The sequence below is a fragment of the Pseudomonas benzenivorans genome, assembly GCF_033547155.1.
Classification (GTDB): domain Bacteria; phylum Pseudomonadota; class Gammaproteobacteria; order Pseudomonadales; family Pseudomonadaceae; genus Aquipseudomonas; species Aquipseudomonas benzenivorans_B.
Genome location: NZ_CP137892.1, coordinates 2,360,299 through 2,384,267, shown reverse-complemented (window position 1 = coordinate 2,384,267; position 23,969 = coordinate 2,360,299). Strand labels below are relative to the sequence as shown.

Below are 23,969 nucleotides of genomic sequence, written 5' to 3'. Positions count from 1 at the left end.
CAGGAGGCGTGTGCTCGATGCCCAACTCGGCTCTCCACAGGCTCGACGAAGCGCTCGGTTCGGTTGTGCGCAGTGCGCTGCCCGCGGCATTGCATGAGCTATTCAGGGGGCTCGACTCGGCCTTGTCCGAGCAGTTCCTGAGGGCAGGCTCCAATCAAGATGCCCAGGCCCTCTACGAATTCCAGCAGTTCTGCAAGAAGCATGGCGAGCGGGTCATCGACTCCTGCTGTATCGCGATTTGCCAGCACCTGGGTACCGCTGGCGCGGAGGCGCCGGCCGAGCAGCAGAGCGTCAGCGAATGGAGCTTGGTGGATGATCGTGAAGTAGAAGACATGCTCCTGGCACGCAATCTGGTGCGGGGCCTGCGCGAGGCTTTGGGGGTGTTCGAGTGGCGCGTCTGTGCCTGCCTGAGTCGCCTGGCCGGACGCTATTTGCCGGACGCCGATAATCCGCTCTCGCTCGAATTCCTCCTGCGCCGGCTACAGGACGGACTGGCCATGCGCGAGCGTCCCGTATTGATCCGTAGCCTGTTTCAGGGCGAAGTCGAACGGGCGCTGCCTGAAGCCCTGCGGCCCTATTTGCAGGCCTTGGCGGCGCAGTTCGAGATGCAACGGGTGGAGCCCCTGCCGCAACCCGAGGTGTTGATGCGCAGCCACTGTGAACCGCAGGTCCGCCAGCCGGATAGTGCCGACGCGGTGTGCCAGGCGATTCGCCGTATGCGCCGGACGGAAGCGCCCTTATCCCCGTCCCCTGGGCCGGCCCAGGACGCCGGAGACGTGCCGCTCAGTGAGGCCCTGGCCGCATTGCAGCGGCAGCAGGCACCGGCCAGTGGTTGGGGCGCCCAGCAGCTGCTTGAGCAACTGCAGCAGCAAGGCTGCCAATTGACGCCGCGTCAATACGAGGACGCCCACCTGGTCAGCGAGGTGTTCGAGGCGTTTGGCCAAGAGGCTGGGTTGGCGCCGACTCTGCGGCCTTTGCTCCAGCGCCTGTTGCTCCCGGTGCTCGAAGCCACGCTGCGCGAACCTGCAGCCATTGCCGACAGCGCCCATCCGGTACGCGCCACTCTCGATCGCCTGTTGCGGCTGTGCGACTACACCGAGCCGCCGAACAAGACGCTGGAAGCCGGGGTGGAGGATCTGGTCGAGCGCATTCTCGACGAGTACCAGGGCGACGCCGAGGTATTCACACGCTTCGATGCGGAACTCGATGAGTTGCTGAGCATCCAGCGGCGTGGTTACCAGCGTAGTGCTCAGCGGGTCATGCAGTTGCACCGCGGTCACGACATTCTGGAGAGCGCCCAGCGCGAGGTGGCGCTGGCCATGGCCGCAATCTGCGGTGAGCGGGTGCCGAAGCTGCTGGCGCAGTGGCTGGATAGCGGATGGCGTGATCTGTTGGTCAACGAGTTGATTCGCTCGGATGATGAGAAGCTTTCCTGGCGGGCCGACGTGGCCCTCACCAGCCTGCTGGTAAAGCGCCTGCAGGAGGCATCGGAGGGCCTGGCCGAGACTGATCGGGCTGCCCGGGTGGATGAGGTCGATCACCTGTTGCAGATCCTGCGTCGGCGCATGGACGAGTTTGGGGCGGGGCATTTTCAGCAGGCATCGGTGCTGGCGGAGCTGCGCGAGCAGCTGCTCGGCATGAGTCCGGTAGAACTGGTCGAGGGGCCGCCCCTGCCGCCAGCGGCCCCGCCAGTGCCCGCGCAGTTGCACCGCTGGCGCGAGCGTCTGGAAGCGCTGCAGCAGGGCGACTGGCTGTTGACTGAAGATGGCCAGCCCTTGCAGTTGATCTGGCGCAACCCACAGATGGACCACTATGTCCTGGTCGATGATCAGGGGCAGGAGGCGGGCAGTTTCGGAGTGGCCGAGCTGGCTGGCAAGCTGGCCGAAGGCGCCTTGGTGGTCGATGGCGCAGGCGGCGAGGGCGAGGGCCTGGTCCAGCGCACGCTGCAGGACATGGTCGGCAGGCTCTACCGCGAGATAGCCCACGCCCGTAGTCATGACGAACTCACCGGCCTGCCTAATCGGCGCAGCTTCGAGGGCGCGCTGGCGCAGAGCCTCTCGGCCGGCGACACGCCGTCCTTCTTGATGGCCCATATCGACCAGTTCAGCTTGATCAACGGTCATGCCGGGCCGGTGGCGGGAGACGCCTGCCTGCGGCAAGTCGCCAATCGCCTGCAGATGTGGTTGCCGACGGCCAGCTGCATGGCCCGGGTCGGCGGTGTGGAGTTCGCCGTGGTCCTGCCGGCCTGTGCAGAGGCCCGCGCCGCCGAATTGGCCGAGGATCTGAGGGCGGCGATCGAGGCCGAGGGGTTCGAGTGGAATGGCCATCGGCACGGCCTGACCCTGAGCATTGGCGTGGTCGAGGCGGCCCAGCGGCATGATGTCGCCAACCTGTTCTTCGACTTGCAGAGCGCCTGCAATGACGCCAAGGAGGCGGGGCGCAACCGTGTGCAGCGCTTCAGCGAGGTGGCCGATGACGGCCGTATCGGACTGCTGGCCATCGCCGCTCGGGTCGACGACATAGTCGAGCGCGAGGATCTTTCCCTGCGCGTGCAGCAGATCGCCCCCACGGCATCCGACTCGCCCGAGCAGCCGCATTACGAACTGCTGCTGGTGATGCAGAACGAACTGCCGCTGCAGGACTTCATCGCCGCGGCGGAGCGCTATCACCGCATGACCAAGGTCGACCGCTGGGTGCTCAGGCGGATCTTCAGTGAGCTGGAGCGACATCCGCAGCTCTGGCAGCGTTGTTCGGGCCTGTCGATCAACCTGTCCGGCAGCAGCCTCAACGACGACCGCCTGCTCGGCTTTATCGAGAGTCTCTTCGAACGTTATGCCGTCGACCCGCGGCGTATCTGTTTCGAGCTGACCGAAACCGCTGCCGTGGCCAATCTGGCCAAGACCGCCGATCTGGTGCGTCACCTGCAATGCGCCGGCTGCAGCTTCTCGATCGACGATTTCGGCGTCGGCTTCTCCTCCTTCGACTACCTCAAGCGCCTGCCGGTGGACTACGTGAAGATCGACGGCAGTTTCGTCAAGGAAATCGAACATTCGCCGAGCGACCTGGCGATGGTCCGCTCGATCAACGAGATCGCCCATGCGCTGGGGCGCCGTACCGTCGCCGAGTATGTGGAGACCCCGTCGATACGCGCCCGACTGGCGGAGATGGGGGTGGACTATGTACAGGGCTTCGGCGTGCAGAAACCCAGGCCGCTGGGCGACTGGTTGCAGGCTGAGGAGGCACTGCTCGATCCCTGTTGAACGATCGGGCGGGGCATCTCAGGCGCTGGGCGCGCAGCCCGTTCTGTTCAACGAGCGCGCACTGGGCGGGGCTTGATCAGGGCCGCGGCCCGGGCTCGCAATTGGCCGCAGCCGCCGTCGATGTCCTGGCCCGCCGAGTTGCGCACCTTGGTCAACACGCCGCGACTGTGCAGGTAGCGCACCATCTGCACGATACGGTCGCCGTCCGGCCGCGCGTAGGCGTCGCCTTCCAGGCTGTTGTAGGGGATCAGGTTGAGCACCGCGAACTTGCCCTTGAACAGGCGCAGGATGCCGTCCATCTCCTCCTGACTGTCGTTGATGCCCTTGAGCAGGGTCCACTGGTACTGAATCGGGTAGTCGACGGCGCGGGCGTAGGCCTCACCCAATTCCATCAGCTCCTCGGGGTCGATGCGCGGTGCGCGGGGCAGCAGCTGCTGGCGCAGTTCGGCATCGGTGGTGTGCAGCGACAGCGCCAGCGCCGGCTTGATTCGTTGTTGCGGCAAGCGCTCGAATACCCGCGGGTCGCCTACGGTGGAGAACACCAGGTTCTTGTGGCCGATGCCGCCCTCGGTGCCCAGCAGGTCGATGGCCTCGAGCACGTTGTCGAGGTTGTGGGCCGGCTCGCCCATGCCCATGAACACGACTTTCTTCACCGCGCGAAAGCGTCGGGCCAGCGCTACCTGGGCGACGATCTCGGCGCTGCTGAGCTGGCGCAACAGGCCGCTCTTGCCGGTCATGCAGAACACGCAGCCGACCGCGCAGCCGACCTGGCTGGAGACGCACAGGCCGTCGCGCGGCAGCAGTACGCTCTCGACCATCTGCCCGTCGCCCAGCTCCACCAGCAAGCGCGCCGAACCGTCGGCGCCCGGATGCTCGGAGCGCAGGCGCACGAGGCCGTCCAGTGCCTCGCTCAACTGGGGCAAGGCCTCGCGCACGCTGAGCGGCAGGAAGTTCTCGCTGGGTTGGTTGCGGGTGCCGCTGTCCAGTGGCTTGCCCTGCAACCAGGCACGGGTGATCCGCCCGCTGTGCTGAGGCTTGGCGCCGAGCTCGGCGAGGCGTTGCTGAAAGTCTTGGATATGCATGGGGCGCGAATCCTATCACCGAGGCGCGCCGACGCGTAGCGCGGTGTATCGGCAAGCGCTTCGGAATACGGCCGACCCTTGCGCAAATGGCCAGGCGACCAGCCCCTGGCTCATACTAGCGGCTTGATTTGACTGCCAAAGCCTAGTGGAGCCGTAGATGAAGTTCATACACCAGCGCGAACACCTGAACGAGGACGATATCGTCGTCATCGAGTGCTCGCAGACCTGCAATATCCGTCTGATGAATGACGCGAACTTTCGCAGCTTCAAGAACGGCGGTCGCCACACCTATCACGGCGGTGCATTCGACAAGTTCCCGGCCAAGATCACCGTGCCCAGTAGCGGATTCTGGAATATCACCATCGACACCGTGACCCGCAAGGCGATCAGCGTCACCCGTAAACCGACGCTGAAACATTCGATCAAGATCATCCGCCGCTCGGATTCGCGCTTGAGATAAGCGGGCGGCCGAAGACCTGCCGGCTCAGCTTGTCTGCGGCTGAGGGCTCGGGTCGCCGCCGAGGCGGTACTGATTGTTGCCACTGCGCTTGGCTTCGTACATCGCCATATCGGCGGTATGGATCAGCCTGTCCATGTTTGGCGCATGCTCTGGAAACACCGCGATGCCCAGGCTGGCGCCGGTGTGGTGCGCTGTGTTGCCGATCTGGATGGGTTTACTCAGGGCCGTGAGGATTTTCTCGGCGACAACCCGGGCCTCGTCCTCCAGGGGCCGGCTCGCCGAGAAGTCCTCCAGGATGGCGACGAACTCGTCGCCGCCGATTCTCGCCAGGGTGTCGGACTCGCGTAGCGTGCGGTTCAGGCGCGTGCCGGTGACGACCAGCACCCGATCCCCGACGGCATGGCCGTACTGGTCATTGATCGCCTTGAAACCGTTGAGGTCGATGAACACCAGCGCCACGCGCGTGGTATTGCGCCGCGCCCGCTCCAGCGACTTGGCCAGGTGCGCCTCGAACACCAGGCGGTTGGGCAATCCGGTGAGCGGATCATGGTGGGCCAGCTGGTGCAGCTCACGGGTCCAGGCTTTTTCTTCGGTGATATCGCGTACCACGCCCATCATGCGCACGGCGCGGCCCTCGGCGTCCTTGACCACATTGCCGGTTTCGCGCAACCAGCGCTGGGTGCCGTCGGGCCAGACGACCCGGTATTCCTCGTCGTGGTTCTCGCCGGTTGCGATGCAGCGCAGCTCGCCGGTGCGGACCTGTGCCTGGTCATCCGGGTGTACGCTGGCGCAGAACAGTTGGTAAGAGGGCGTCACCTGGCCCACTTGGTAGCCGAACATGCCGTAGATGGCGTCCGACCAGTAGAGCTCGTCGCTGTCGATGCGCCAGTCCCAGGTGCCGATGCGGGCGAAGTACTGGCTGCGCTTGAAGCGCTCGGCGTCCTCCGTTGACCTGCCGGTCTTGGTGGCCGGCTGGATAAGCAGGATGCCGGTGTCGGTATCGCTCGGGCCGATACGCAGGGCTTCCAGTGCCGGGTGGTTACTGGCGCCGCCGTCGTTCAGGCTGCAGCGCTGCGGCGTGTACGCGGCCATTCCGCTCAGCTGCGGCAGGCAGTCCGCCAGGTGTTTACCGACCAGTGCCGCTTTGCCACGCCCCAGCAATCGTGCGGCCGCCGGGTTGTGGCGGCTGATCCGGCCGTCGCGTGCCACCTGCAACACACCCTCGGGCAGCCGTTCGGCCAGCGCCCGGTACTGGGCCAGTTGTTCGCGGGTGTGGCGCTCACGACGACGCAGTACGACCAGGAGCGCCAGGAGCAAGAGGACGCCGGCGCTGGTGAGAAGAGTCAGAGGCATGGCCTAACGGGTGTCGTCTGTGGGGTTGGCCGCATTATGCCCTGGCAATACTGGCCGCTGGCTAGTGATTTGGCCCGAGGCCCTGGTCCAAGCGGCATAGGGCGGCAAGTGCGGCCGGGGCCGGTTACTCGACGAAGCCAGCGCCGGCGGCGGCGACGAAGGTCATTTCGACCAGGTAATCCGGGTTGGCCAGCTCCGCCTTGACGCAGGCGCGGCTTGGCGCCGTGCCTTCCTCGAACCAGGCGTCCCAGAGTTCGTTGAGCGCCGCCAGGTTGGCGAAGTCGGTGAGATAGATAGTCGTGGAGAGGATGCGCGTCTTGTCGCTGTCGATCTTCGCCAGCGACTGTTCGGCCTGGGCGAAAATCTGCGCGACCTGGCCTTTGATGTCGGCTTTAGGGTCGGTGTCGGCAATCTCGACAAAGTGCGCGATACCGTTGAAAACGGTGATGTCGGACCAGCGTTTGGTGGGGTTGATGCGATGGATCTGCATGGACGTTGTCCTCGAAATCAGATGAGTGGGTCGTTAATTTTCTCATGGGCCCGTATCGGCCCTGAGCCAGATTCTAATGGTGCGGGCCCGAATATAACGAAATGTCACTGGGCAGGCGGCGAGGGTATTGAAAGGCTTCCGGACCTGAAACCACAAGGCCCGCATGGGCGGGCCTTGTGGCTGTTCGAGGATCGGCTTCAGTAGTCGTAGCCCAGATTCGGCGCCAGCCAGCGTTCGCTGACGGCCAGCTCCTGGCCCTTGCGCGCCGTGTAGCTCTGCACCTGATCCTTGTCCACCTTGCCGACCGCGAAGTACTGCGCCTGGGGGTGGGCGAAGTACCAGCCGCTGACGGCCGCGGCGGGGAACATGGCGTAGTGGTCGGTGAGGAACACGCCGCTGCGGCCCGGTTTGCCTTCCTCGGCAGTCGGGTCGAGCAGCTCGAACAGGGTGCCCTTCTCGGTGTGATCCGGACAGGCGGGGTAGCCGGGGGCCGGGCGGATGCCGACGTACTGCTCCTTGATCAGCGCCTCGTTGTCCAGCTGCTCGTCCGGCTGGTAGCCCCACCAGTGCTTGCGCACCTCGGCGTGCAGCCACTCGGCGCAGGCCTCGGCCAGGCGGTCGGCGAGGGCCTTGACCATGATCGAGTTGTAGTCGTCGCCCGCCTCCTGGTAGGCCTTGGCCACTTCCTCGGCGCCGATGCCGGCGGTGGTGATGAAGCCGCCCACATAGTCGCGAACGCCGCTGTCCTTCGGCGCGACGAAGTCGGCCAGCGACAGGTTGGGCTTGCCGTCCGGCTTGATGGTCTGCTGGCGCAGGTGGTGCAGGGTGGCCAGGGGCTGGCCATCGTCGCCGTAGAGCTCCAGGTCGTCGTCGTTGACCTGGTTGGCCGGCCAGAAGCCGAACAGCGCGCGGGCCTTGATCAGCTTCTCGTCGATCAGCTTCCTGAGCATGGCCTGGGCGTCTTCGAACAGGGCGGTGGCCGCCTCGCCGACCACCTCGTCGGTGAGGATGCGCGGGTACTTGCCGGCCAGGTCCCAGGCGATGAAGAAGGGCGTCCAGTCGATGTACTCGGCCAGGGTCGCCAGGTCGATGTCGTCCAGCAGCTTGACCCCGGTGAAGGAGGGCACCGGCGGCTGATAGCCGGCCCAGTCGAACTTCGGCTTGTTCTCCACGGCCTTGGCATAGGGCAGGCGCTCGGTGCGGGCGCTGCGGCCGGCGGTGCGCTCGCGCACCTCGACGTAGTCGGCGCGGGTCTTCTCGACGAAGCCGGCCTTCAGCTCCTTGGACAGCAACTGGGTGGCCACGCCGACGGCGCGGGAGGCGTCGGTGACGTAGACCACCGCATCGTTCTGGTACTTGGGCTCGATCTTCACCGCGGTGTGGGCCTTGGAGGTGGTGGCGCCGCCGATCATCAGCGGCAGGGAAAAGCCCTGGCGCTGCATCTCGCGGGCGACGTGGACCATCTCGTCGAGCGAGGGGGTGATCAGCCCGGACAGGCCGATGATGTCGCACTTCTCCTCCTTGGCCACCTGAAGGATCTTCTCCGCCGGCACCATCACGCCGAGGTCGACGATGTCGTAGCCGTTGCAGCCCAGCACCACGCCGACGATGTTCTTGCCGATGTCGTGCACGTCGCCCTTGACCGTGGCCATGAGGATCTTGCCCTTGGCCTCGGGTTTGTCGCCCTTTTCCGCCTCGATGAAGGGGATCAGGTGGGCCACCGCCTGCTTCATCACCCGCGCCGACTTGACCACCTGGGGCAGGAACATCTTGCCCGAGCCGAACAGGTCGCCGACGATGTTCATGCCGCTCATCAGCGGGCCCTCGATCACCTCGATGGGGCGCGCACACTGCTGACGGCACTCCTCGGTGTCCTCGACGATGAAGGCGGTGATGCCCTTGACCAGGGCGTGCTCCAGGCGCTGGTTGACCGGCAGGCTACGCCATTCCTCGTTCTCCACTTCCTTGACGCTGCCGTCGCCCTTGTACTGGTCGGCAATGGCCAGCAGCGCCTCGGTGGCGCCGGGGTGGCGGTTGAGCACCACGTCTTCCACCGCGTCGCGCAGCTGCTTGGGAATCTCGTCGTAGATCTCCAGCTGGCCGGCATTGACGATGCCCATGGTCAGGCCGTTCTGGATTGCGTAGTAGAGGAAGACCGAGTGGATCGCCTCGCGCACCGGGTTGTTGCCGCGGAACGAGAAGGACACGTTGGACACCCCGCCCGAACTCAGGGCATAGGGCAGGTTGTCGCGGATATAGGCGCAGGCCTCGATGAAGTCGACCGCGTAGTTGTTGTGTTCCTCGATGCCGGTGGCCACGGCGAAGATGTTCGGGTCGAAGATGATGTCTTCCGGCGGGAAGCCGACTTCGTTGACCAGGATGTCGTAGCTGCGCTGGCAGATCTCTTCCTTGCGCGCCTGGGTGTCGGCCTGGCCGGCTTCGTCGAAGGCCATCACCACCACGGCGGCGCCGTAGCGCTTGCACAGCTTGGCGTGGTGTTTGAACTGCTCGACGCCTTCCTTCATGGAGATCGAGTTGACGATGCCCTTGCCCTGGATGCATTTGAGGCCCGCCTCGATCACCTCCCACTTGGAGGAGTCGATCATGATCGGCACGCGGGAGATGTCCGGCTCGCCGGCGATCAGGTTGAGGAACTTCACCATCGCCGCCTTGGAGTCGAGCATGCCCTCGTCCATGTTGATGTCGATTACCTGGGCGCCGGCTTCCACCTGCTGCAGGGCGACCTCCAAGGCTTCGCTGTAGTTCTCCTCGCGGATCAGCCGGGCGAACTTGGCGCTGCCGGTGATGTTGGTGCGCTCGCCGACGTTGACGAACAGCGAGTTGCGATCGATGGTGAAGGGCTCCAGGCCCGACAGGCGGCAGGCCTTGGGGATGTCCGGCAGGGCGCGCGGCGGGTACTTGGCCACCGCCTCGGCAATCGCCTGGATATGCGCCGGGGTGGTGCCGCAGCAGCCACCGATGATGTTGAGGAAGCCCGAGGCGGCGAATTCCTCGACCACCGCGGCCATTTCCGCCGGAGTCTCGTCGTACTCGCCGAAGGCGTTGGGCAGGCCGGCGTTGGGGTGGGCGGAGACATGGGTCTCGGCCTTGGTCGACAGCTCCTCCAGGTAGGGGCGCAGCTCCTTGGCCCCCAGGGCGCAGTTCAGGCCCACGGAGATCGGCTTGGCATGGCGCACCGAGTTCCAGAACGCCTCGGTGGTCTGCCCGGACAGGGTGCGGCCGGAGGCATCGGTGATGGTGCCGGAGATCATGATCGGCAGCTCGACGCCGTCTTCCTCGAACACCTGCTGCACGGCGAAGATCGCCGCCTTGGCGTTGAGAGTGTCGAAGATGGTCTCGATCAGGATCAGGTCGGCGCCGCCCTCGATCAGGCCGCGGGTGGCCTCGGTGTAGTTGTCCACCAGCTCGTCGAAGGTGACGTTGCGGTAGCCGGGGTCGTTGACGTCCGGGGAGATGGAGCAGGTGCGGCTGGTGGGACCGAGCACGCCGGCGACGAAGCGCGGGCGATCCGGGGTCTCGGCGCTCTTGGCGTCGGCGACCTGACGGGCCAGGCGCGCGCCCTCGACGTTCAGCTCGTAGACCAGCTCCTCCATGCCGTAGTCGGCCTGGGATATCTGGGTGGCGTTGAAGGTGTTGGTCTCGAGGATGTCGGCGCCGGCGTCCAGGTAGGCCTTCTCGATGGCGCCGATGACGTCCGGACGGCTCAAAATCAGCAGGTCGTTGTTGCCCTTGACGTCCTGCGGCCAGTCGGCGAAGCGCGCGCCGCGGTAGTCCTCCTCCTCCAGCTTGTAGCTCTGGATCATGGTGCCCATGCCGCCATCGAGGATCAGGATGCGCTCCTTGAGGGCTTGCTGGAGTGCTTGGAGGCGGGCGCTGCGATCGGACGAAGACATGGACGGTACTACCTGAGCAAAGCGGAAACTATGGGTCGGCGATCATAGCAAAGCTGTGCACTTTTGGATCAGTCGCCCCGTTTGCATGAATGATGCTCATGTTGGGCAGTGCGCCTGCGCCCCCCGGTTGATCGGTGCGCGTGTACCGAACGGGGGCGTCCTTGGGGGGGGCTCCTTGCGAGATTCGCGAGCCGCGTCGGCCGCTGTCGGCGCCCTGGGCCGCGAGCGTTGCTGAGCGGCCTGGGTGCTCGCAGCAATCGTCTCAGCGCACTACCAGCACGGAAGCGTCGGAGTAGGAGGCGAAATACCCGGCGTTCGAGGCGAACAGGTGCTCGACCAGGCCGGGCACGTGGGAAGCCATGACCACCAGGTCGGCACCCTGCTCCTTGGCCGCCTTCAACAGGGTCTTGTCCAGGTCCACGGCCGGGTCATGGCTGATATAGGCCGCGCTACTGACTGTGCTCAGGCCGTATTTCTCGGCCTGGGCCTTGGCGAAGGCCTCCATCTTGGCGGTGAACTCGGTCGGGTTGTGGGCCACCGCGCTGGGCGTGTTGCTCGACACACCGACATAGCAGATCGGAGCGCCATAGACCTTGGCCAGGTCGGCGCCGGTCTTCAGGGCTTTTTCCAGGCGCTCGACATGGGCCAGGTCGACGGGAATCATGATTTGGCGGTACATCCGGAGGCTCCTATTTCGTGGCGGGTGGTTTCTCCAATAAAGCGCGTTGTTCCTATCCAGAGTATTGCAGAGGATCGATGGGGCCGTACTCGTAACGGTCTCTCAGGGCGCTGGTTCGGTAGCGGGCCGTTTCGCCTGGCCATCGTCCTGGCCTGTCAGAGTGGGCAACCAGCCGCCGACTGCCTGGTAGGGGGCGACCTGCCCCGGGGCGCTGAGCCAGGCGACTATGGCCTGGCGCTCGCCACGTGGCTCGTCGTGCACGCGCGTCTGCCAGCGGTTCGCTGCATGGGCGGCGAGCTGTTGCAGGCTTAGCACCACGAAGTCATGTTCGAGCAGCCGGCCGGCGTTCTCGCCGCGGCGCACTTCGGTGCGCAGACCGAAGCCGAGGCGGGCGACATGGGCGGTCAGGCCGGGTGGTGCGGGCCGGCCGGGCACGAACGCCAGGCGCAGCCTGTCACCGTCCAGCATCAGGGTCAGGCTGCCGACCTCCTCGGGACCGGGCAGGGGCAGCGGCTGGCCGCGAAACCAGCCGTGCCACTCGCGTCCGGCCAGGATGAATCCCGGGGTATAGACGCTGCGGCTGGCGCCGATGCGGAAATAGGCACGCTGACGGGCACTGTGTCCGGGATTGGCGAAGGGGTCCGGCCATCCCAGGCGATCCCAGTAGTCGACATGGAAGGCCAGAGGGATCAGGCCGTTCCACAGCGACGGATGTTCGCGCAAGCCCGACAGCCAGCGGTCGGCCGGCGGGCAGGAGCTGCAACCCTGCGAGGTGTAGAGCTCCAGCACGGTGTTGGCCGTGACGCCGCTGCTGAACTGCAGCACGCCTTCGGCACGGGCTGGGGGAGTGCCGAGCAGCAGGGCGAGGGCCAAGACAGGCAGCAGCTTGTTCATGACGGGCACTCACTCCGGGAACCTGAGCGTTGGATTCGCCGCTGCGCCACTTGTTGCAACAGCTTATCCGACGGAAACGCTCAGGCTTTATCGAGGGAGGCTGCTTGGCGTACACTGCGCCCATGTCTGCGAGGAGTTGCCATGAGCACCATCACCATAACTGACGCCGCCCACGATTACCTGGCCGATCTGCTGAGCAAGCAGAACACCACCGGCATCGGCATCCGCATCTTCATCACCCAGCCGGGCACCCAATATGCGGAGACCTGTATCGCCTACTGCAAGCCGGGCGAGCAGAAGGCCGAGGACACCGCCCTGGCCCTGGCCAGTTTCACCGCCTGGATCGACGCCGTCAGCGAGCCGTTCCTGGAGGACGCCGTGGTCGACTACGCCACCGACCGCATGGGCGGCCAGCTGACCATCAAGGCGCCGAATGCCAAGGTGCCCATGGTCAACGAGGACAGCCCGCTCAACGAGCGCATCAACTATTACCTGCAGACCGAGATCAACCCGGGCCTGGCCAGCCACGGCGGCCAGGTCAGCCTGATCGACGTGGTTGACGACGGTATCGCCGTGCTGCAATTCGGCGGCGGTTGCCAGGGCTGCGGCCAGGCGGACCTGACCCTCAAGGAGGGCATCGAGAAGACCTTGCTTCAGCGTATTCCGGAGCTGAAGGGCGTGCGCGACGTGACCGACCACAGCAACAAGGAAAATGCCTATTACTGAGGCAGCAGCTCGAGAGAAGGCGACCCCAGGGTCGCCTTTTTCGTTTAGAGGCGGGGCCAAACAGGCTATGCATCGGCGAGTGCGCTGCTGCTATGCTGCGCAGAAATAACAATCTAGCCCACTGAGAGAGCCCGCGACCTTGCCGATTTCCTCGTTGCTGGTGTGTGATGACTCAAACATGGCGCGCAAACAGCTGATCCGCGCACTGCCTGCCGATTGGCCGGTGACCGTGGTGCAGGCAGCCAATGGCCGCGAGGGACTCGAGGCCATCCGCCAGGGCAGCGTCGACCTGGTCCTGCTCGACCTGACCATGCCCGAGATGGACGGTTATGAGGTCCTGGCGGCGCTCCGCGCCGAAGCACTCGATACCCAGGTCATCGTCGTTTCCGGTGACGTCCAGGACGAGGCGATCAGGCGAGTCCACGAACTCGGTGCGCTGGCCTTCCTGAAGAAGCCCGTCGAGCCTGATCTACTGCGGCGTACCTTGCTCGACCATGGCCTGCTGGGCGAGCCGTCGAATGAGTTGGCAGGGCGACCCGCGGTCACCGAGCCCAGCGTGCAGTTCCGCGATGCCTTTCGCGAGGTGGTGAACGTGGCGATGGGCCAGGCGGCGGCCCTGTTGGCCAGGCTGCTCGACGTGTTCGTGCGCTTGCCGATCCCCAACGTCAATATCCTCGAGGTTGGCGAGCTGCATATGGCCCTGGCCCATGCTCAGCAGGGCGACCGGCTGTCTGCGGTGTGCCAGGGCTATATCGGCAGCGGCATCGCGGGGGAGGCGTTGCTGATCTTCCATGACTCCGAAGTGCGGGACATGGCCCGGCTGATGCGTTGGAAACCGGTCAATCAGGAAGGCGAGCTGGAGATGTTGCTGGACCTTGCCAGCATTCTGATCGGCGCCTGCTTGGGCGGTATAGCCGAGCAGCTCGATGTCAGCTTCTCCCAAGGGCATCCGGTGGTGCTGGGCCAGCACTCGTCCATCGAGGAGCTGATTCGCGTCAACCAGCGCCGCTGGAAGAAGACCCTGGCGGTCGAGCTCAGCTACAGCCTGGAAGGCCATGACATTCACTTCGACCTGCTGCTGTTGTTCACCGAGGACTCGGTGGCCAGGCTCTCCCACAAAACCGCCTACCTGATGAGCTGACCATGACCGCACCGCTGGACTTCAACGACTTTCACAGGCTGATGGAGATCGTGCAGAGCATCGATGTCGGGGTGGTCATGCTGGATCGCGAGTGCCGCATCGAAATCTGGAACAGCTTCATGGAGAACCATTCCGGTCGTCCGCCCGACGAGGTTCACCTGCAGTCCTTCTTCACGGTGTTCCCCGAGGTGGACGAGGCCTGGTTCCGCCACAAGCTGGAGACCGTCACCCTGCTGGGGACGCCGGCTTTCACCATCTGGGAGCAGCGGCCCTACCTGGTGCGCTTCAAGAACTACCAGCCGATCACCGGTCAGGAAGACCACATGTACCAGAACGTCACGCTGATCCCCCTGCGTGCGACCAACAGTGAGGTCACGCATATCTGCGTGATCATCTACGACGTGACCGAGGTGGCGATCAACAAGCGCCAATTGCAGGCCGCTAACGGCGAGCTGCAGCGGCTGTCGCGTACCGATCGTCTCACCGGCTTGAGCAACCGGGGGCACTGGGAAGAGGTTTTGCGCCTGGAGTATGCGCGTCATCAGCGTTATCAGAGCATGGCTGCGCTGGTGATGTTCGACATCGATCATTTCAAACGGGTCAATGACGGCTTTGGCCACCCGGCTGGCGACAAGGTGATCCAGGGCGTGGCCAAGCTGGTTCAGGCCCAGGTGCGTAACACCGACACCGCAGGGCGCTATGGCGGTGAGGAGTTCGCCGTGCTGCTGCCGGACACCGACGTCGAGGGCGCCAAACTGTTCGCCGAGCGCCTGCGCCAGTCGGTGGCGGCCATGACGGTGAACCATGACGGCCAGTCGATCCCGGTGACCATCAGCCTTGGGGTCGCCGATCTCTCTGCGCGCAGCAACGATTACCAGCAGTTCATCGAATGGGCGGACCATGCCCTCTATGCGGCGAAGCAGGGCGGACGCAATCAGGTGCGCGTCTACGGCGCCTCCTGAACGAGGCGTCTGGGGGCTCCTTGCGCCGCTCTAGGCCGGTTGGGCTTGACGCCTGTCGCCGGCCAGGGCCAACAGGACCAGGGCGAGCAGCGGCAGCATGGCCAGGTTCACCGGGTTCCAGCCCAGGCCGCTGATCAACGCGCCCGAGGCGAAGGAGGCGCAGGCCGCCACCGCGCCGTTGCCCAGCTCCATCAGCGCCTGGGCCTGACCGCGCTCCTCCGGGGCATGGCCCTGGCCGAGCAAGGTGGTACCCGCCACCAGCATCAGGTTCCAGCCCATGCCCAGCAGTACCGAGGAAATCAGGAAGTGCGCTTGCTGCTGGCCAGTCAGGGCGACGGCCGAACTGGCGGCGAGCAGGGCGACCCCGAGCAGTGCCACGTGCCGTGCGCCGAGGCGGTCGACCAGCGGCCCGGCGACGAAGGCCGGCAGAAACATGCCGACCATATGCCAGCGGATCACCTCGGCGCCGGTTGCTAGTGGCAGGCCGCAGAAGCTCATGGCCAGCGGCGTGGCGTTCATCACCAGAATCATCAGACCGTGGCCGATGGCCGTGGTGGCCATGGCCGCGCGCACCGTGGGACGGGCGAGCAGGCTGCGCATGGCCTGCAGACCGCCGGCGTTGCGCGGCGGCAGCGCGCCCTGGCGCAGGCCGGCGAGCAGCGGCAGGGCCAGGGCCGCCAGGGCGGCCACCGCCAGATAAGCGCCGGTGAAGGGCGTGGCCAGCGCGTCCCGTGCCCACAGGGTCAGCTCGGGGGCCAGCAGTGCGGCGCACAGACCACCGCCCACCACCCAGGCGGTGGCGCGCCCCTGATGGGCGGTGTCCACCGCCTCCAGGGCGGCGAAGCGGTAGTACATGGCCGAGGCCTGGTACATGCCGAGGATCAGCGAGCCCAGGCAGAACAGGCCGAAGTCGGCCAGCCAGACTCCGGCGGCACTGATCAGGCCGCCCAGCACGCCGGCGCCGGCGCCGAGCAGCAGGCCGGCACGCCGCCCGCGGCGCTGCATGAAATTAGACAAGGGCTGAGTCGTCAGCAGGTAGCCGAGCACCAGCAGGGCCAACGGCAGGGTGGCCAGGATATTGAGCGGCGCCAGTTGCAACCCGACCAGCGAGGTCAGGGTCACGCCGATCAGGGTACAGCTCCAGAACAGCGCTTGGGCGAGGAACAGGCGCAGCAGGGTGGGATTGCGCAGTAGCAGCATGGCGAAACTCTCAGGGGCAGCCGGTGGGGTTGTGGATGCGGTCTTTGGTGGCGGGAAAGCGCGCGAGCTTGTCCGCTGGGCGGACCGGCCTGCGCAGCAGTTCGCCGCCGCAGTTGGGACAGTGGCCATGCAGGCGGCCTTGCGCGCAGTCGCGGCAGAAGGTGCACTCGAAGGAACAGATCATGGCGTCCTGGGATTCGGGCGGCAGATCGCGGTCGCAGCATTCGCAGCCGGGGCGTAGTTGCAGCATGGGAGCTCCTGGGTTCAGGCGAAACGTTGGGCGTAGTCCTGCGGGCTCACCGCCAAGTGCTTGTGGAAGCTGCGGCGCAGGTTTTCCGGGTGGCGAAAGCCGGTCAGCCGGGCCACGGTGCCGATGGAGGCACCGCTGTCCTGCAGCAGGGCTCGGGCGGCGTCCAGGCGCAACTGCTCGACGTAGCGGCCCGGACCCATGCCCGTTTCTCGCACGAACAGGCGCGACAGGCTGCGCGCTGACAGGTTGGCGCGCTCGGCCAGGGTCTCCAGCGACAGGTCGGCGCTCAGGTTCTGCGCCATCCACTCCAGCAGGCTCAGCAGGCGTGGCGTCTGGTTGGCATCCGGGGTGAGCAGTGCGCTGAACTGCGCCTGACCGCCGGGGCGGCGCAGGAACATCACCAGGCGGCGGGCCACGGCGAGGGCCAGCGGTCGGCCGAGGTCGGCTTCGACCAGGGCCAGGGCCAGATCGATGCCGGCGGTTACTCCGGCCGAGGTGAAGACATGGGCGTCACCGTCGCGGCCCAGAGGGTCATAGGTGTGCAGACGGTCGCCATCCACCTCGATGCCGGCGTGAAGGCGCAGGGCCGCCACGTCGGCCCAGTGGGTGGTGGCGCGGCGGCCATCGAGCAGCCCCGCGGCAGCCAGGATCAAGGCCCCGGAGCAGACCGAACCGAGTCGGCGAACCCTGGCTTCGGCCGTCCTCAGCCAGTCGAGCAGCGGTTGATGGGTAGACTGGGCCGCCTGGCCCTGGCCGCCGGGCACCAGCAGGGTGTCCAGCTCGGCCGGGTCGCAGTCGCGCCAGGCCCGTTCGGCCACCAGTTGGAAGCCGGCGGAGGTAGCCACCGGGCCAGCCTCGTCGGCCAATACCAGCAGGCGGTAGGCCTCGGCGCGACCTTGGCGGCGCAGTTCGACATTGGCGGAGGCGAAGACCTGCAGCGGTCCGGTGACGTCCAGGCTCATGACGTCCGGATAGAGCAGGCAGGCGACGGTTTTCAGGGCATCCATGGCGCACTCTCGGTGGGCGATGGAGGCAGTCTGCGCTTAATCGGGAAGTGGCAACAAGGACAACGGCCCCACGGATATTGCCACTGCCCCACAGGCAGCGGGGCACGAAAGGCAAGGGCAGAGGCCGCGAAGTCAGGGATCGTGCGGCCGTGCCCTCAGGGGCGGCGGGTTACTCCGGCATGCTCCAGGGCGCCAGGTCGAAGCCTTGGCGGCTCAGCTCGTCGCGGGACGTCTTCAACACCTTGGCCAGTTTCTCCGGGTCGCTGTAGGTGCTGTTGGACAGCTGGGTACGGCCGAGCAGGCGGGTGCTGGTGCGATCGATGACCGTCAGGCTCAGCTCGCCGTTGCCGTCTTGCGGGGACCAGGCAACACATTGAAAGGGTTTGAAGGCGCGGTCGGCGATCAGTAGGGCTTCGTTGAAGCGCAACGGGGCGTTCATGGGGGTCTCCGAGGTGATCCCAAAAGGTGTAGGGACAGCGGCGTGGCTGCACGCTGGCCGGTCATAGGTGTTGATGACCGATCCTGACTAGTAAGTCACATGGCCTGGTAAAAAAGTTCAACTGGTTCACGGAAGCTGTCGCGGAATCGGTCGTGGGTGTCGGAATGGCCGGAAAACCTGGTCTCGGGCCGGAGATGGCTGTTGCGCTACCGCAGGGGCTCCGCCGTTCGTCGGCGTCAGTGGGTGGAAATTGAACGATTTCGACTTCTGCTGCTCAGAAAGTAGCCAATCGAGGGCGGCGGCATTCGCCTCGCTTTCATGCAAACCCCAGGAGCTTTTTCTCACAGGCACGAGTCATGTGCAGAGGGAGCTTTTTACTGTTGAAAGAGGAAATCGAATGATTAGAAGTTCATTCGCCAGGCCGTTCTGCATTTGATGTTTCTTCACTGAAACCGATAAGGCTGCACTGGAGTCGTTTCTTCACTGCAAATGTAAGAAATGAATCTGGCTACTCGACGGCCGGGTTCACCCGATTATAAGAAAGAGGCACCCATGGACCTGACTATAATTGCTGCGTTCTTCGAGCAAAAAACCACCATGGAGTTTATGCGCCTAGGGATAGTGTATGCGCACCTGATCGCTTGCTGTGTCGCCATCGGCATGGTGCTGAGCAGCGATTTCGCGATGATCAAAGAATTGTTCAAGGGGGGGAAATCCCACCTGCAGGACAGCCAGCACATGGAGAGCCTGCAGAAGTCCGTGTCCGCTGCGCTGGCGGTACTCTGGGTCAGTGGCATCGCCATCATCTGGCTCGACATCAATGCCAACGGCCTGTCCTATCTGCTCAACCCCAAGCTGCAGGCCAAGATCACCATCGTGATGCTGCTGACCTTCAACGGCATGCTGCTGCACGGCCTGGTGCTGCCCGCCCTGCAGAAGGCCGGCTCGCTGCTCGAGTTGAACTTCAGCATGCGCCTGTTCGCCCTGTTCGCCGGTGCGCTGTCGGGGGTTTCCTGGTTCTATGCCGCGATGCTGGGCGTCGGTCGCCCGCTGTCCTGGAAGTACTCGCTGACTGAAATCCTCGCCGCCTACCCGGTGATGATCGTCGGCGGCTTCGTCGCGATGGTGCTGCTCACCCAGTGGGCGAAGAAGCGTGAGACCGCTAAGGACAGTCGGCCGGCTGTTGCGGTATCCCGCAATCCGGCCTTGGCTGCGTGGTAATGATCTGACGTTAAGTTTCGGGCCGGTGCAAACCGTACCGATTCCGCTCAAGCATAGCGCCCCCGAACTCTGTCGACAGGAGTTCGGGGGCGCTTCGTTTTGCGCGCTCTCAGGTGGAACTGTTGGGACTGGGACAGCGGGATAACAGCTGTCGCAGGTAGTTCGCTACATAGCGGTGAAAGTTCCTGTCTTGCCAATACGCGAGATGGCTCATCGGCGTATGCCGCTTATACCAGGGGCCCACGGGCATGGCGCGGTCTTCGCTGACGACCCTGGCATAGTTCGCTATCGGGCGCAGCGGGTAACCGAGAATGTCGGCCGGCGCATAGAGATTCAGCCAGCGCGCCTGCTCGCGTACCGCATCGCTCAGGCAATGTCCGGGAAAGCGGATCGGCACCACCGGGTCGTAGGCGAAGGTGAACAAGGGAATGTTGCAGCCGAAGGTGATCAACCCGGTCAGGGTCTCCAGGCCCAGAAAGGGGTCATGGGGGCAGCTCGAGGTCCGGTTGATGCGCTGCTGATCCCAGACGAAATTGGAAAAGATATGGCCACCCAGCGAATGGGCCAGGACCACCAAGGGCGTCGTGGCATCGACCCGGGCGCGCAGGCGGTTCAGGCCGCTGCGCAGGCACTGGTGGACCTCTTCGTAGGTGGTGTCGTAGGCCTGGCTGACCTGGCGATAACCGCTGGCGTCGCCGAGGAACAGGGTGACGATGCGCCGCAGCCAGCGCCAGCGGACCGGTTGGCCGCGCAGCTGCTCGAGGTAGGCCAGTTGACGCCTGTCCAGCACACTGGCCCAGTACAGGGTCTGAAAGGCCACCTGGTCGGCCTCGACGCCCAGGCGGCGGCGCAGTCCGGCGATCAGCTCCTGGGCGAATACATGCTGCCCATCGCCGTCGCGCAGATCGGGTTGGGTGCCGATGCCGTGGATGATGGCGACTGCCAGTTTCATGTCGATCCTTCCTTGGTCAAGTAGTGCTCAGGCTAGCCGCCCACCGGCGGCGCAGCCGTTCATAGGGGTTGAATGCGCTCGGCCAACCCGCCGCCATCCGCCAGTTCGAGGAACTCGTCGCCGAGACGTCGGCTCTCGTCCATGGCCTGGCGCCAGTAACGCCGGCGTCCGGCGTCGTTACCCTGGTAGCGGGTGAAATCCTTGCGGTCGGGCAGTTTGCCATGGGGCAAGCGCGCCAGGTACTCGGGCGAGGGAGAGAGAAGCAGTACGTCCTGCAGGCGTTGGCCGTCGCCGCGGCGCCAGGGCATGCCTTTGTCGAACCAGCCGGGTATGACCCGGTCGGTGAAATGCGGGTACAGCACGATGTCGCCGCCGCTGTAGGGGAGGTCGAGGTGGTAGTCGAGCAGGCCGCCGTCGCGATAGGTGCCGGGGCCGACGCCGGGAATATCGCGCACGCCTTGCATGATCATGGGTATGGAGCCGGAGGCGAGCAGGGCGTGGCGCAGGTTGTGCCGGTCCAGCGGCAGACAGCGTGAAGGGAAGTCCGCCAGGGCGGCCAAGGGCGGTGCCTGGCGGGCGTCATGCAGGATGATCCGCTCGAAATGCCGGGCCAGGCGTGGCCGGCCCAGCAGGTTGTTGCCGATCACGGCGGACAGGCCCAGCCCCAGGGCTGCACGATGGTCGTGCTGGAGCAGGCCCTGGCTGCGTACCACCATGATGTTCAGGCGGTAGTGGGGGTTGTCCAGAATCTGGGCGTCCCGCCCCTCCAGCAGTTGCTCGAGCATCTGCCGGCAGCTGTGGGAGACCTCGGCCATGCTCACGCCTTTGACGAACTGCTGCTCGGTATACAGCTCGCCCAGGCGGCGCAGGCTGGCGGCGGCATCGCTCAGGCAGACGCTGGCGAAGCGCCAGGAGCCGATAGAGGCGCCGATCAGCGCGCGCTCGCGCGGGGCGCGCGGCAGCCACTCGCCGAACAGCGCCAGGTCCAGGCCTTGAATGCCGAGGGCCTTGGGCCCACCGGCGGCGCCGGGGAGAATGCCGACATCTGCCGGCTGCAGGCCGCGCTGGCGAATGCGCGCCAAGGCCCGGGTGCCGGCCTTGATGGTCAGGGCAGGGGACTTGATGTGAATCGCGCTCATGTTCGTCTCCGTCAGGCAGGACCGCGATTATAGGGTCCAGAGAGGCCTGGCCAATGCCCTTCAGCCCGTGAATGATGGGGCAGGGCTGCGAGCAATGGGCGGCGCGGCCAGGGCGGCGGGCCGCTTCAGCTTGAATTAAGCTAGCCGGCGTAGGCTAGCCCGGGTCGAAAGGCAATTCTCTCAAGGAGCTTGAACATGAAAACACTGACCGCGCTATTCGCCTTCTCTGCCCTGGCCACCGTAGCTGGGATGGCCCAGGCCCGTGACCTGGCACCAGCGGAAATTCTCCAACTGCATGACGCCGGCAGCATCCTGGCGTTCGACCGCCTCGACGCCCTGGCCCTGGCCCAGTACCGGGGGGGCAAGATCGAGGAAAGCGAGTTGGAAGAAGAGTACGGCCGTTATGTCTACCAGGTCGAGGTGCGCGATCCGCAGGGCCTGAAGTGGGACCTGGAGCTGGACGCGGGCAGCGGTGAAGTCCTCAAGAATCGACAGGACGATTGATGAGCCGGCTGCTGGCCTTGGGCCTGGCGCTGGTGGCCGTTGCCGCCAGTGCCGGGGATCTGGATCAGGACGAAGCCCTGCGCCTGCGCCTGGCCGGCGTGATACAGCCTCTCGAGCACTTGCTGCTGCAGGTCTGGCAGCGCCACCCCGGGGCCACCTTGCTCGAGGCGGAATTGGAACGGGAGGGAGACGCTCTGGTCTATGAGGTCGAGCTGCTGACCGCCGAGGGCCAGGTACGCGAAGTGGAACTGGACGCGCGCGACGGGCGCATCCTGAAGGATGAGGAAGACGACTGAATGCGTCTGTTACTGGTTGAGGACCACGTACCGCTGGCCGACGAGCTGCTCGCCGCCCTGGAGCGCCAGGGCTATGCGGTGGATTGGCTGGCGGACGGACGCGATGCCCTGGTTCAGGGACGCTGTGAGCCCTACGACCTGATTATCCTCGACCTGGGCTTGCCGGGCATGTCCGGCCTCGAGGTGCTCGCGGCGTGGCGCGCGGCCAGCCTGGCGACGCCGGTGCTGGTCCTCACCGCGCGGGGCGCCTGGGCCGAGCGCATCGAGGGGCTGCAAGCCGGTGCCGATGATTACCTGAGCAAGCCGTTTCACCCCCAGGAGCTGCAACTGCGCATTCAGGCGTTGTTGCGTCGGGCCCACGGCCTGGCCAATGGCGCACCGCTGAGGGTCGCCGGACTGCAACTGGATGAGTGCCAGCAGAGCGTCAGGCATGGAGCCGAGGAAATCGCCCTGAGCGCCGTGGAGTTCCGCCTGCTGCGCTACTTCATGCTGCATGCCGGGCAGGTACTGTCGAAGAGCCGCCTGGCCGAGCACCTCTACGATGGCGAGAGCGAGCGCGACTCGAATGTCATCGAGGTGCACGTCAACCATCTGCGCCGCAAGCTGGGGCGCGAGGTGATCGAGACGCGTCGCGGCCAGGGCTATCGCTTCGCCGGGCCGGCCTCTTGAATTCGATTCAGCGCCGCCTGACCCTGGGCCTGGCGGCTATCCTGCTGGTCGCCGGGCTGTTGTTGGCGCAGGCCAGCCTGTGGCTGTTCGACCACAGCCTGCGCCGCTACCTGCAGGCGGGTCTGCAGGACGAGGCCGAGTCCCTGCTGATCGCCCTGGTCCGCGGCCCCGAGGGGGTTCAACTGGACAGGCGTCGCCTCGCTATGGCCTATCAGCGGCCGTATTCCGGCTCCTACTTTCGTATCGACTTCGCCGAGCGCAGCTGGCGCTCGCGCTCGCTCTGGGATCATGGCTTGCAGCCGGCGTCCGAGCCCGGGCAGCAGGCCGAGCTGGGCGAGGGGCCGCGCGGTCAGTTGCTGCTGACCTACAGGGGCGACTACCGACGCTTCGGCCAGCCCTTGAGCATCCTCGTGGCGCGGGACTACACCCCGGTGCTGCAGAACTTTCGGCGCCTGCAATGGATCGGACTGGGGCTGGGGTTGGGCGCCTTGCTGTTGATTCTGCTGCTGCAGCGCCTGGCTGTCCGGCGTGCGCTGCAGCCCCTGGAGCAGGTCCGCCTGCAGATCGCCCAGTTGCAGCAAGGTCTGCGCAGCCAGCTGGACAGCCAGGTCCCGCGGGAGCTGGAGCCGCTGGTGACACAGATCAATCGCCTGCTGGCCCACACCGAAGACAGCCTGAGGCGTTCGCGCCACGCCTTGGGCAACCTCGGGCACGCGCTGAAGACGCCCCTGGCGGTGTTGCTCAGCCTGGTTGGCCGTGACGAGTTGCCACCTGCAAGCGAGTTGCGCGCCAACCTGCTCGAACAGCTGCAGCAGATTGAGCAGCGCTTGGCGCGTGAACTGGGGCGCGCACGCCTGGCCGGCGAGGTCCTGCCCGGTGCGCAGTTCGACTGCGAGCGAGAGCTGCCGGGCTTGTTCGGCACCCTGGAGATGATCCACGACCGCGGGCTGGCGCTGGACTGGCAGGCGCCGCCGGGCTTGCGTCTGCCCTGGGACCGGGAGGATGTGCTGGAGCTGCTCGGCAATCTGCTGGACAACGCCTGCAAATGGGCGCGGCGCCGGGTACGGCTGCGTATCGAGGCGATGGCGACGGGTTATCGGTTCAGGATCGACGACGACGGCCCGGGTATCGCCGCTGCGCGCCGCCATGAGGTGCTGAGCCGCGGCACCCGCCTGGATGAGCAGGTCAGCGGGCATGGGTTGGGCCTGGGCATAGTCCGCGACATAGTCGAGGCCTGGGAAGGACGCCTGGAGCTGCACGAAAGCGACCTGGGCGGTCTGGGTGTGCGCATCGAGCTGCCGCTAGGGGCGGAGGTCGGCCGCCGGGCTTGA

General features: G+C 65.6%; 22 protein-coding genes. 10 read left to right on the top strand and 12 right to left on the bottom strand.

From position 1 onward, the window contains the following. Positions 1–17 precede the first annotated feature (17 nt). Positions 18–3,260, top strand: coding sequence for a DUF1631 family protein (locus tag SBP02_RS10770; protein ID WP_318641462.1), 3,243 nt, complete (start codon positions 18–20; stop codon positions 3,258–3,260). A gap of 47 nt (positions 3,261–3,307) precedes the next feature. Here the strand turns inward: SBP02_RS10770 and SBP02_RS10765 are convergent, their stop codons facing one another. Further along, on the bottom strand, positions 3,308–4,342 hold the full coding sequence (locus SBP02_RS10765; RefSeq protein WP_318641460.1) for an RNA methyltransferase: 1,035 nt from the start codon (positions 4,340–4,342) through the stop codon (positions 3,308–3,310). Positions 4,343–4,499: 157 nt separating this feature from the next. Between SBP02_RS10765 and SBP02_RS10760 the strand changes: the two genes are divergently transcribed. After that, a complete protein-coding gene (locus tag SBP02_RS10760; protein ID WP_318641458.1) occupies positions 4,500–4,802 on the top strand; it encodes a DUF1883 domain-containing protein in 303 nt (100 codons plus the stop codon). Between the two features lie 24 nt (positions 4,803–4,826). Here SBP02_RS10760 and SBP02_RS10755 read toward each other — a convergent pair whose 3' ends face one another. The 5 genes from SBP02_RS10755 to SBP02_RS10735 all read right to left on the bottom strand — a co-directional run bounded on the left by SBP02_RS10755 (position 4,827) and on the right by SBP02_RS10735 (position 12,132). Next, positions 4,827–6,155, bottom strand: coding sequence for a diguanylate cyclase domain-containing protein (locus SBP02_RS10755; protein ID WP_318641457.1), 1,329 nt, complete (start codon positions 6,153–6,155; stop codon positions 4,827–4,829). Positions 6,156–6,279: 124 nt separating this feature from the next. Beyond that, positions 6,280–6,645, bottom strand: a complete 366-nt coding sequence (locus SBP02_RS10750) for a RidA family protein (RefSeq protein WP_318641456.1) — start codon at positions 6,643–6,645, stop codon at positions 6,280–6,282. Positions 6,646–6,842: 197 nt separating this feature from the next. After that, complete coding sequence (gene metH / locus SBP02_RS10745) at positions 6,843–10,559, bottom strand: methionine synthase (protein ID WP_318641454.1); 3,717 nt, start codon at positions 10,557–10,559, stop codon at positions 6,843–6,845. A gap of 262 nt (positions 10,560–10,821) precedes the next feature. Then, positions 10,822–11,238 carry a universal stress protein gene (locus tag SBP02_RS10740; protein WP_318641452.1) on the bottom strand — a complete coding sequence of 139 codons (417 nt, stop codon included), beginning with the start codon at positions 11,236–11,238 and terminating at the stop codon, positions 10,822–10,824. A gap of 102 nt (positions 11,239–11,340) precedes the next feature. Then, positions 11,341–12,132: a DUF1223 domain-containing protein gene (locus SBP02_RS10735; RefSeq protein ID WP_318641450.1), complete on the bottom strand. Its 792-nt coding sequence runs from the start codon at positions 12,130–12,132 to the stop codon at positions 11,341–11,343. Between the two features lie 141 nt (positions 12,133–12,273). On the opposite strand from SBP02_RS10735, the gene nfuA reads away from it, so the two are divergent. The 3 genes from nfuA (at position 12,274) to SBP02_RS10720 (ending at position 14,961) form a co-directional block, all read left to right on the top strand. Further along, complete coding sequence (gene nfuA / locus SBP02_RS10730) at positions 12,274–12,858, top strand: Fe-S biogenesis protein NfuA (RefSeq protein ID WP_318641448.1); 585 nt, start codon at positions 12,274–12,276, stop codon at positions 12,856–12,858. Between the two features lie 178 nt (positions 12,859–13,036). Continuing rightward, a complete protein-coding gene (locus SBP02_RS10725; protein ID WP_369959302.1) occupies positions 13,037–13,999 on the top strand; it encodes a response regulator in 963 nt (320 codons plus the stop codon). Positions 14,000–14,001: 2 nt separating this feature from the next. Further along, positions 14,002–14,961 carry a sensor domain-containing diguanylate cyclase gene (locus SBP02_RS10720; protein WP_318641444.1) on the top strand — a complete coding sequence of 320 codons (960 nt, stop codon included), beginning with the start codon at positions 14,002–14,004 and terminating at the stop codon, positions 14,959–14,961. A gap of 30 nt (positions 14,962–14,991) precedes the next feature. Here the strand turns inward: SBP02_RS10720 and SBP02_RS10715 are convergent, their stop codons facing one another. The 4 genes from SBP02_RS10715 to SBP02_RS10700 form a co-directional block, all read right to left on the bottom strand. Continuing rightward, complete coding sequence (locus SBP02_RS10715; RefSeq protein WP_318646329.1) at positions 14,992–16,158, bottom strand: MFS transporter; 1,167 nt, start codon at positions 16,156–16,158, stop codon at positions 14,992–14,994. Positions 16,159–16,171: 13 nt separating this feature from the next. Next, entirely contained in the window at positions 16,172–16,411 is a 240-nt protein-coding gene (locus SBP02_RS10710; RefSeq protein WP_318641442.1) for a DUF1272 domain-containing protein, read from the bottom strand. A 14-nt stretch (positions 16,412–16,425) separates the two neighbouring features. Next, the gene (locus SBP02_RS10705) at positions 16,426–17,418 is read right to left on the bottom strand and encodes a GlxA family transcriptional regulator (RefSeq protein ID WP_318641440.1); all 993 of its coding nucleotides are present in this window, start codon (positions 17,416–17,418) and stop codon (positions 16,426–16,428) included. A gap of 169 nt (positions 17,419–17,587) precedes the next feature. Then, entirely contained in the window at positions 17,588–17,857 is a 270-nt protein-coding gene (locus SBP02_RS10700) for a hypothetical protein (RefSeq protein ID WP_318641438.1), read from the bottom strand. A 552-nt stretch (positions 17,858–18,409) separates the two neighbouring features. Between SBP02_RS10700 and SBP02_RS10695 the strand changes: the two genes are divergently transcribed. Beyond that, the gene (locus SBP02_RS10695) at positions 18,410–19,078 is read left to right on the top strand and encodes a hypothetical protein (protein WP_318641436.1); all 669 of its coding nucleotides are present in this window, start codon (positions 18,410–18,412) and stop codon (positions 19,076–19,078) included. 109 nt (positions 19,079–19,187) lie between these two features. On the opposite strand, the gene SBP02_RS10690 is transcribed toward SBP02_RS10695, so the two are convergent. Next, entirely contained in the window at positions 19,188–20,030 is an 843-nt protein-coding gene (locus SBP02_RS10690; RefSeq protein WP_318641434.1) for a hypothetical protein, read from the bottom strand. Between the two features lie 59 nt (positions 20,031–20,089). Beyond that, positions 20,090–21,169, bottom strand: coding sequence for a patatin-like phospholipase domain-containing protein (locus SBP02_RS10685; RefSeq protein WP_318641432.1), 1,080 nt, complete (start codon positions 21,167–21,169; stop codon positions 20,090–20,092). A 195-nt stretch (positions 21,170–21,364) separates the two neighbouring features. On the opposite strand from SBP02_RS10685, the gene SBP02_RS10680 reads away from it, so the two are divergent. From SBP02_RS10680 to SBP02_RS10665, 4 genes are read left to right on the top strand one after another with little or no spacing between them, the layout of a single operon-like run. Then, complete coding sequence (locus SBP02_RS10680) at positions 21,365–21,673, top strand: PepSY domain-containing protein (RefSeq protein WP_318641430.1); 309 nt, start codon at positions 21,365–21,367, stop codon at positions 21,671–21,673. After that, complete coding sequence (locus tag SBP02_RS10675) at positions 21,673–21,969, top strand: PepSY domain-containing protein (RefSeq protein ID WP_318641428.1); 297 nt, start codon at positions 21,673–21,675, stop codon at positions 21,967–21,969. Before SBP02_RS10680 ends, SBP02_RS10675 begins: the two co-directional genes overlap by 1 nt. Then, positions 21,970–22,638, top strand: coding sequence for a response regulator transcription factor (locus SBP02_RS10670; RefSeq protein ID WP_318641426.1), 669 nt, complete (start codon positions 21,970–21,972; stop codon positions 22,636–22,638). Further along, entirely contained in the window at positions 22,635–23,969 is a 1,335-nt protein-coding gene (locus tag SBP02_RS10665; protein ID WP_318641424.1) for a sensor histidine kinase, read from the top strand. The genes SBP02_RS10670 and SBP02_RS10665 overlap by 4 nt, the downstream gene beginning before the upstream one ends.